The organism is Lysinibacillus sp. NPDC056232 (genome assembly GCF_042267565.1).
GTDB lineage: Bacteria > Bacillota > Bacilli > Bacillales_A > Planococcaceae > Lysinibacillus.
The window spans coordinates 1-9,516 of sequence record NZ_JBHJTF010000073.1 but is presented as its reverse complement, the minus strand read 5'-3'; the positions used below and the strand labels follow the sequence as shown (position 1 = coordinate 9,516).

Sequence of the window (9,516 nt, the reverse complement as noted above, 5' to 3'; positions counted from 1 at the left end):
TTCGAAGAAGTATCACCAGAAGAACTAACAGAATCATTAAACTATATCAACAACCGACCAAGAAAATGTCTTGGTTGGAAAACTGCAAACGAGGCATTTGATGAGCAACTGTTGCACTTAATTTGACAAATCATCATTGCCAAATCATTTTACACAAATTTTACACACTCTTGGTAAAAAACCTTGATATATAAGGCTTTTTTTTACATTCCCTGTCCCGACCACCGGTATCATTAGAAGTTTTTTAGTCAAGATAAGAAATACTTAAAAGCTCGTAAACATTGATATATCAATGTTTACGGGCTTTTATAATTTTTTGAGAAAACGATAAGAATTGAATTAATTTTATTCCTTCATGTAATAATTCTTTCGAAATTTATTTTCTACTAATCAGTAAAGTTCGTAATCTGTAATCTTTTGCAACATAATCAAGAAGTACTTTTCAATAAATCTTTTAAACCATAATTCAGACTCAGGTGATAGCTCGTTAGAGTAGCTTACTTTTACAACTCGATATTGCTCCTTCATTTAGTTCCCTCTAGTCTTATTTTTATTTTCATGCGCATCTCTGACTATAAATGCGCTTATAAGTACGTACAAAAACGCTCGTATAACCATGTACATTTTTGCTCACCAATGTATATTACAACTTTACTTGGAGTGGCGAGCATGATAGCCTTGTTCGGCTAGCCAGCCCTTGTAGTATCTGGGTTTTGGCTGTCGATTCATGCGAGTAGAGGTCTCCAAGTCAAGTTGTAATTATTCATACACATGAATAGAGAAGTACATTTTGAGCGAAAGTGTACATGCTTAGACAAGCAAAAATGTACATCTCGATGCGGACATTTATATCTGACTGGCTGTGAACTTTTTGTACTTTATTTTTCTATATCTAAGTTAGCAGGTTTTGTTTCATATCTTGTGATATTTAATTTCTTTAAGATTTTGTTCATGTTTCAAATCCTGTAGGTGGAAGAATAAATCGATAGTAGTTTTAGATATAGCAAAGGCTTCACAATGTTCAAGGCATTGCTGATACCATTTGGGGATTGTGTGATAACGCTTGTCCCCAGTGCCACCTTCTTAGTGTAAGTAATTTATATAATCGGCTGCTATTGGCCTCAAGCGTTAGATCTTACTCTTAAGATGATTATAGTAAAAAAGAATTATTTTATAAGCAACAAATTCCAAGTTTCATAGTATAATAAATGGGGTATATTAACTTTTGATATTTTTATTAATAATTGGAGAAGAAATATTATGAGGGAAAAGCCATTTCATACTGATGATGCAAATCAATTTGAATATGAAAGAAAGGGTTAAATCCTAATTAAGAGGGATATTCCAAATATTCATCTCTTTTGATAAAATGTCAACTTATAGTTTAAAAAGCCAAAAAATATTGAAAGATACTAAAGTATTAGAGCTATCAATGGAAAAGAATTATTCGGACGATCATGGAATAATAGATAGAGTATACAAATTTATCGATGTTAATAAGAAAATGATTAGGAAATAAAGGAAAATCGATAAATTAGAATGCGCATTAAATAAGACAATTAATTGGGATGAAAAGCGGATTATTAAACATACTTCTTCTACTGGCAGTATTTATGAAGAAGAGGTAAGCAGAAAAAGTAAGTAATATCCTGTCAGTAGTTCCTCAGATATAAATGTATTTTAAGAATAATGATTATTCAAAAGAAAAAAACATCAAAAATAAAGAGTGTTAAAGCTAAAAATATGTTGAGATAATCAAAATAACAGGACAGAAGTTTTAGCTAAATGGGGAATATTTATAATCGAAAAGCGCGAGAAATCAATGTTTCTAAAATTGATTTCTCGCGCTTTTTAAGGTTTTGACCAATTTTGTCCCAGCCTTTCACTTAATTTTGAAGAAGTTATCAAATTAGCTGCTACGACTTCTGTAGTTTTTCTATGAGAGTCGAGAGAAATCTTATTTTTATCTTATTCAGAATATTCAATAAATATATTGACTTAAAAAAGAATGTCATTTAGAATTTGATTTAATTCCGATAATAGGAATAGATTACGATAATCGGAATTTAGGTGGTGCGGATTTTGAAAGAAAGGCTTTACATTGATGGATGTTGGGTAGAGGCTGAAGTTTATGCAGATTTGTATTCACCTTTTTCAAACGAGAAAATTGCAGAGATTCCACAGGCTTCTTTAGAGCAGGTTGATGATGCTATCCGAAGTGCAGTAAAAAATCAGAATGAGATTGCTGAGATGACAACCTATGAACGAGCGAGAATTTTAGAGAGATTAACATTATTACTTACTGAAAAAAGGGATGAGGCAGCTACATTAATAGCTCTTGAATCAGCTAAGCCTTTGAAAACAGCATACGGTGAGGTTAATCGTACGATCGAAACATATAAGTTTTCGGCAGAGGAGGCAAAAAGAAATGTTGGGGAAATTATTCCGATGGATGCTGCAAAAACAGGCGCGGGCAGATTTGGTTATACACAAAAAGAGCCTATAGGGGTTGTTGGGGCTATTATGCCATTTAACTTCCCAATGAATTTAGTTGCACATAAACTAGGTCCTGCGATTGCTGTAGGTAATAGCATTATTTTAAAGCCAGCTACTGAAACTCCATTATCTGCTTTCTTTATAGCAAGACTTTTAGAAGAGGCAGGCTTACCAAAAGGAGTTCTCAATGTTGTTACGGGCAGAGGTTCCCTTGTAGGAGACCGCATTGTAACGAGTGACAACGTAAATATGATTACATTTACAGGTAGCCCAGAAGTAGGGAAAGAAATTATTGCCAAAGCAGGTTTAAAAAAAGTGAGCTTAGAATTAGGATCCAATGCAGGCGTCATTATAGAAGATGCATCAAATTTACAGAAGGTTGCCCAAAAGTGTGTAATAGGAGCTTATTCAAATCAGGGACAAGTTTGTATCTCCTTGTAACGAATTTATGTGATGGAGCACTTATATGATGAATTTCTAGAGCTTTTCCGTAGTGAAGCAGCCAAACTTGTTTGTGGTGACCCGCTAAATGCAAATACTGATGTTTCTTCACTTATTTCAGCTAAAGATTTAACAAGAAGCATGATTTGGATAGAAGAAGCTAAGCAACAAGGGGCTAACGTGTTAGCAGGGGGCAATATTGAAAATAATGTATTAGTTCCAACTATTTTAACGAATGTTGCCACAACGTCAAAAGTAAGTTGTCAGGAAGTATTTGCACCGATTGTAACTATAACACCGATCGAGTCTATTCAAGAAGGAATTGCTCAAGTAAATAATTCTAAATATGGATTACAAGCAGGTATTTTCACACAAAACATTCATACTGCATTTGAAGCTTCTAAAAAGCTACAAGTTGGTGGGGTGATGATTAACGATATTCCAACATACCGTGTAGACCAAATGCCGTATGGTGGTGTAAAAGAAAGCGGTAACACTAAAGAAGGTATTAAATATGCAATGCAAGAAATGACAGAAACAAAATTAATCGTATGGAATCAAAATTAATGGAGGATTTATGATGGTACTTAAATATGAGAGAAACAATAATGGTAAATCAACAAATGCTATGCGTATTGCATTGGCATTAGAAAGACACGGGGTCAAATATCTTTTCGGCCAAAGCAACCCACCTACTGTAACTTTGGCATGCGAAGATATTGGTATTGAGCAAATCGGCTATCGTCAAGAAAATGCAGGAACATATATGGCGCAAGCATATGCGATGTGTACAAATTCGATCCCAGTCGTTACTGCACAGCATGGACCAGCTGCAACATTATTAGTAGCAGGCTTAGCAGAAGCACTAAAAGCATCTTATCCAATCGTTGCTTTAGTAGAGGAAGTTTCAAGAAACGATGAAGAGAAAAATGCTTTCCAAGAAATAGATCACTTAGAGCTTTTTAAAGGAGTATCAAAATGGATTAAGCGTATTCCAACTGAGGCTAGAATAGAAGATTATATTGACATGGCATTTAAAACAGCAGGATCTGGGCGTCCTGGGCCAACGGTATTACTATTACCAAAGGATATTATTACAGATCCGAATGAGTATCCAATTAATGAAAGAAGAACGCTAAGTTATGGTACGTTCCCATTAGATCGTACAATTGCAGATACATCTAAAGTCGAGCTAGCTGCTGAATGGTTAAGCAAAGCAGAAAATCCATTTATTTATGCGGGTGGTGGCGTCATTTCTTCCAACGCCATGGATGAATTACGTGCTATTCAAGAAGAGTTTTCGATTCCTGTTGCAACTACAACAATGGGAAAAGGTGCAGTTGATGAAAGGCATCCATTAACGATTGGACCCATTGGTTATTATATGGGTAAACGAGGAGTTAGCACACATTTAAAGCCAATGGTACAGCAAGCAGATGTCATTTTATTAGTCGGCAACCGTACAAATCAAAATGGTACAGATAGTTGGTTATTGCTGCCTGAAAATGCTAAATATATTCATATTGATATTGATCCAGTAGAAATTGGTAGAAACTATGAATCATTAAGACTAGTTGGGGATGCTAAATTAACTTTACAAAGCTTGAAAATACAGTTGCAAAATAGATATTTAGAGAAAAGAGCAAGTAAACGAGCTGCGATTGAACAACAAATACAGCAATCTCGCAAAAAGCATCAGCAAGATATGCAATATATCATTACACAAACGACAGGCAAAATTAAAGTAGAAAGATTTTTATATGAAGTAGAAAAGAATTTAACAGATGACCATATCGTTGTAGCGGATGCAAGTATTTCTTCTGTTTGGAATGCCAACTACTTAACGGCAACGAAAATGCGCAAATTTATTTTCCCACGTGGCTTAGCTGGTTTAGGATGGGGGGTACCGATGGCAATGGGGGCAAAGCTAGCAAATCAACATAAGAAAGTATTTTGTCTTGTTGGTGATGGGGGATTTGGACATGTTTGGAGTGAACTTGAAACATGTAAACGTCTTGGTATTCAAATAGTAGTAGCTGTAATTAATAACGGTATTTTAGGTTATCAAAAATATGCGGAAAGCGCGATGTTTGGTAGATACACAAATATATGTGATTTTTCATTTGTTGATCATACTAAAGTAGCGGAGGCTTGCGGTATTCCTGGTATTCGAGTAGAGAAGATTGAAGAAATTGCACCAGCTATTGAAAAAGCTTTTAGCTCAAATGAAAGCGTTATCATTGATTTGATGTCAGATGATCATAACATTCCTCCTGTTGGAGTTATGGATTCATTACAAACAAATGAGTAAAGAAAGGAGCATTGGAAATGAAAAAATTAGAAGGCAAAGTAGCAGTTGTCACAGGTGCAGCACGAGGAATAGGGCGTTCCTATGCATTAAGGTTAGCACAATTAGGAGCACATATAGGAATAATTGATGTGGACTTAAAGTCGTATCAGCAATTTGAAAAAGAGCATATCGGTGAGCAGTATGAAACAGTTGTCGATGAATTGTTAGAGCATGGTGTAAAAGCAATTGGTGTAGAGGCAAATGTATCAAATGAAGCTGCTGTTCAAGAGGCTTTTAATAAAATTGTTACTCACTTAGGCGAAGTAGATATTTTAGTTGCCAATGCTGGTGGGGGGACGGGGGCTATACTTGAAAATAAAGCATCTGAAATTGACTTGGAGCAGTTGAAAATAGTGTACGAGCGCAACTTTGTCGGAACAGTGAATTGTGTCAAAGCAGTTGCAGGAGGTATGAAGAAAAAGAATTACGGGAAAATCGTCACAGTAAGCTCTGTTACTGGATTACAAGCAACAGAAGGAGGCACTTACTCGCACTATGGTTCTACAAAGGCCGCAATCGTTTCTTATACAAAATATCTGGCACAAGATTTAGGACCATACAATATTACAGTTAATGCAATTGCACCAGGATATATTGCTACTGGTCGCTTAATTGAGCAATTTGAAAAAGCAGGCGCTGAAACATATACAAACCAAACCGCTTTAAAACGTTTCGGGACACCTGAAGATTGCGCCAATGTCATTGAATTTTTAACAACAGATCTATCCGACTATGTAACAGGAAGTATTATTGATGTTACAGGTGGTATAACAAAATAGCAGCTGAGGATAGCTGACAAAAGGGGAAATCATTTTGAAAGCATTAGTGAAAGTTGGCAAAGGGCAATTAAACGTCCAAGATAGACAAAGACCTATACTTGAGGAAAATGAAATACTCATAAAAGTCAGTCATTGTGGTGTGTGTGGAAGTGACTTGCATGCAGCTCACCATGCTAAAGGCTATGAATTTGTACCGAAGGAAATTATATTAGGCCATGAATTATCTGGAACTGTAGTAGAGGTTCACCCTGCATCAAGTAATGAACACTTGCTAAATGCACACGTTATTGTTGAACCAGGTGTGACTTGCTCTCAATGTGAACAGTGCAGACAAGGGAGGCAAAATATTTGTTCAAATATTCAATGCCTTGGTTTGCATTTTGATGGCGGAATGGCTGAATATGTGAAGGTAAATGCTGCTTCAGTCCATCTCATACCTGAAAATGTGCCCTTTAAAATTGCTGCACTTGCCGAGCCTCTTTCCGTTGCGTTACACGCTGTTGAAAAAGTATCAAATGATATTACAGGTAAAAAAGTGTTAGTCCAGGGTTGTGGCATCATTGGTTTCTTTGTAGCGATAGCTGCTAAAAATGCAGGAGCTTTTGTTACTGTTTTAGGCTTAAGAAGAGATCGTTCTGTTCGATTAAGTACCATTGAAAAGTTTGATATTGCAGTTGAAATCGTAGAGGATTCTTTGGAAAAAAGAAATGATGCGGATATTATTTTCGAATGTTCGGGTTCTTCTTTGGCTGCGCAACAAGGTATTTCAAGACTTAAAAAAGGTGGTTCATTTGTTGTAGTTGCTTTATATGAACAGGACGTTACATTACCGTTAAATGTGATGGTGAGAGGTGAAATTAACCTATTACCAAGCTATGGCTATTATAGTAATGACTTTGAAAAAACATTTAATTTATTAGCTTCTTATAAGGAGCAATTTGCAGCAATCGTCGCTGTGTATCCTTTATTGAATGGTGCTCTAGCATTTGATGATGCTAGAAAACAAAAAGTGCTTAAATCTATGATAGAGATGTAAAAAATAAAGTAGATTACGTATCATGAAAAGGGGTAATGGTATATGGTATCTATAAATACAGTTACAGGAAAGCTAAATATTAATGATTTGGGTTGTACACTTGTACATGAACATTTATTATTACGATCTGAAGTAGTGACGTTTCAATTCCCACATTTATATGATGAAGATGTAATTTATAAAAAAGCTGTAGAAGGTGCGAATGCTGTAAAATCACAAGGAGTAAAAACAATTTGTGATCCAACTGTTGTAGGGATGGGAAGAGATGTGCGATTTTTAGAGCGTGTCGCAAATGAAACAGATATGCAAATAGTAACAGCCACAGGTATTTATTCATTTACAGATATCCCTTACTATTTCCAAAACAGAGAAATAGATCATATGGCAGAAGCATTCATTCATGATATTGAAAAGGGCATTCAAAATACAAATATTAAAGCGGGGTTCCTTAAATGTTCTGCAGATGCACCTGGTCTTACACCAGATCTTGAAAAAGTATTTCGTGCTGTTGCACGTGCTCATAAAAGCACAGGTGTGCCTATTATGACACATTCTCATCCTGAAACGGAAAATGGCTTGAATCAACTAGCAATATTTGAAGAAGAGGGTGTGAATTTAAAATCTGTTATGATTGGTCACACAGGTGATAGCACAAACTTGAATTATATTCATAAGATTTTAGATAAAGGCGCTTATATAGGAATGGACCGTTTTGGACAAGGACCTCTTCCAGCTGCAAAAAGAAATGAAGTGTTATTGCAATTATTGAAAGAAGGCCTAGAGAAGCGCATATTCTTATCACAAGACTATTGCTGTAATATTGATTGGTATACGCAAGAATCAATCGATGAAATAATTCCAGGTTGGTCTATTCGTTTCCTAATTGATGAGATTCTTCCGCAGTTGCGAAAAGAAGGAGTTACAGATCACCAAATTCATACGATGATGTATGAAAATGTTCAAAAGTGGTTTAGTGGAATTTAATCAATCAGTTTGGTTATAATTGAATAAATAGGAATGTCTATAATAAAGAATCAAGTTCGCCAATTTTAACGGTGGCTTGATTCTTTATTTTTATGGTAACATATTAGGATTAGCAAAATGTGGATGTTCCTACACATAATCTTACTATAATAAGCCATGCTATAATCTTCAAGTAGGCTTTAAAAGTAATTTACATATAGGTTAATGGAATATTAAAAGAAGGTGTTTGGATGAATAATACAAGTAAAAGCTCGTTAGTGGCTGAACGTACGTTGAGTGCTCTGATGCTATTTGCGAATGAACGATCTTTAGCTGTGTCGGATGTGGCAAAAGGGTTAAACATTAGCTTGACTTCGGCTTATAGATTAGTTGAAGCGCTAAATAATACAGGTTTTATTAAACGAGAAGAATCGAAAAAATATATATTGAATCCACCGAATATTCTTAAATTGTATAATATGGTAGAGCAAGATCTTCGTAAAATTGCAAAGCCCTATATGCAAAAGTTAGCTAAGGAATTTCAAGAATCAGTGTATTTAAGTATGATGTATAGTGACCAAATGACTTATTCATTTGTTGAGAAGGAAGAAAGCCCAATTACTTTGAAATGGGCTGAAAAGCTAGGCTATGTATATAAACTACCGACGGGAACAGCTGGAAAAACCCATCTTGCGTATTTTATAAAACAGCTTAATCTACAAGAGCGAGCAAAAACTTTAGCAGAACTTGAGCTGGATGCACATACAAAAAATAGCATTACAACGATAGAAGCACTTGAAAAGTCGTTAGAAGAAATTTGTGAAAAAGGCTACTGCTATACGAATAGTGAGCATGTACAAGGAGCTATTGGTATATCGGTTCCGATTATTAATGCTTCAAATGATGAGACAGTAGCGGTATTAAGTGTATTTATGGCAGAAACGAATTTTAAAGAGAATCAATTAGATTATTATTTACAAAAATTAAAAAGTAATGCGCAAAGTATTGGTAATTCAATATTATAAGACCTCAAAGAATTATACGGGTACTCTGATCACACCTTTACCGTAGCGAATATAATCGTTTTGAAATTATTTTAGGAAAGTAATTTAAATAGAAATATAAAGGGGGTTACTTACATGGCGGTATATAATTTTTATTTTGATGAATCTGCTCATACAAGAGCAATTACATATTTGGAAGACAAAGGATTAAATATATATATTGATGATAAAGATAAGCAAAATGATTTGTTTGTAGGTTTTTTCTGGGGTATTAATGCAAATCAAGATTTAGATTTTGAGCATAGAATCGTAATTGTTGAAAACTATATTAAAAAATTATTAGGATTAAAGGAAGATCAAGAATTTAAAGGGGATACTATTAAAACAGATCAGTTTAGGCATGGCTTTAATTCTCTTGGGAAAATAAACTTAAAAATATACAAGGTA

The 9,516-nt window shown here is 34.9% G+C and carries 6 protein-coding genes and 3 pseudogenes; 8 read left to right on the top strand and 1 reads right to left on the bottom strand.

The genetic code is table 11. The annotated features are described in order from the left end of the window. Window positions 1-126: pseudogene (locus ACFCYJ_RS27505) on the top strand (IS30 family transposase); the annotation flags it as partial. Between the two features lie 264 nt (window positions 127-390). Here ACFCYJ_RS27505 and ACFCYJ_RS26830 read toward each other — a convergent pair. After that, window positions 391-528, bottom strand: a complete 138-nt coding sequence (locus ACFCYJ_RS26830; protein WP_376078964.1) for a hypothetical protein — start codon at window positions 526-528, stop codon at window positions 391-393. 1,554 nt (window positions 529-2,082) lie between these two features. On the opposite strand from ACFCYJ_RS26830, the pseudogene ACFCYJ_RS26825 reads away from it, so the two are divergent. From ACFCYJ_RS26825 to ACFCYJ_RS26795, 7 genes and pseudogenes are all read left to right on the top strand, one after another. Continuing rightward, window positions 2,083-3,504, top strand: a pseudogene (locus tag ACFCYJ_RS26825) (aldehyde dehydrogenase family protein). Window positions 3,505-3,514: 10 nt separating this feature from the next. Then, the gene (locus tag ACFCYJ_RS26820; protein WP_376078962.1) at window positions 3,515-5,248 is read left to right on the top strand and encodes an acetolactate synthase catalytic subunit; all 1,734 of its coding nucleotides are present in this window, start codon (window positions 3,515-3,517) and stop codon (window positions 5,246-5,248) included. A gap of 17 nt (window positions 5,249-5,265) precedes the next feature. Beyond that, the gene (locus ACFCYJ_RS26815; protein WP_376078960.1) at window positions 5,266-6,066 is read left to right on the top strand and encodes an SDR family NAD(P)-dependent oxidoreductase; all 801 of its coding nucleotides are present in this window, start codon (window positions 5,266-5,268) and stop codon (window positions 6,064-6,066) included. Between the two features lie 34 nt (window positions 6,067-6,100). Further along, the gene (locus ACFCYJ_RS26810) at window positions 6,101-7,102 is read left to right on the top strand and encodes a zinc-dependent alcohol dehydrogenase (protein WP_376078958.1); all 1,002 of its coding nucleotides are present in this window, start codon (window positions 6,101-6,103) and stop codon (window positions 7,100-7,102) included. Between the two features lie 42 nt (window positions 7,103-7,144). After that, the gene (locus tag ACFCYJ_RS26805; RefSeq protein ID WP_376078957.1) at window positions 7,145-8,086 is read left to right on the top strand and encodes a phosphotriesterase family protein; all 942 of its coding nucleotides are present in this window, start codon (window positions 7,145-7,147) and stop codon (window positions 8,084-8,086) included. Window positions 8,087-8,316: 230 nt separating this feature from the next. After that, a complete protein-coding gene (locus ACFCYJ_RS26800) occupies window positions 8,317-9,090 on the top strand; it encodes an IclR family transcriptional regulator (protein WP_376078955.1) in 774 nt (257 codons plus the stop codon). Between the two features lie 114 nt (window positions 9,091-9,204). Next, window positions 9,205-9,516 (top strand): annotated as a pseudogene (locus tag ACFCYJ_RS26795) (hypothetical protein); the annotation flags it as partial.

Coding starts and splice junctions, on each gene's coding strand:
- ACFCYJ_RS26815 (WP_376078960.1), top strand. CDS start 5,266: ATGAAAAAATTAGAAGGCAAAGTAGCAGTTGTCACAGGTGCAGCACGA.
- ACFCYJ_RS26805 (WP_376078957.1), top strand. CDS start 7,145: ATGGTATCTATAAATACAGTTACAGGAAAGCTAAATATTAATGATTTG.
- ACFCYJ_RS26830 (WP_376078964.1), bottom strand. CDS start 528: ATGAAGGAGCAATATCGAGTTGTAAAAGTAAGCTACTCTAACGAGCTA.
- ACFCYJ_RS26800 (WP_376078955.1), top strand. CDS start 8,317: ATGAATAATACAAGTAAAAGCTCGTTAGTGGCTGAACGTACGTTGAGT.
- ACFCYJ_RS26820 (WP_376078962.1), top strand. CDS start 3,515: ATGATGGTACTTAAATATGAGAGAAACAATAATGGTAAATCAACAAAT.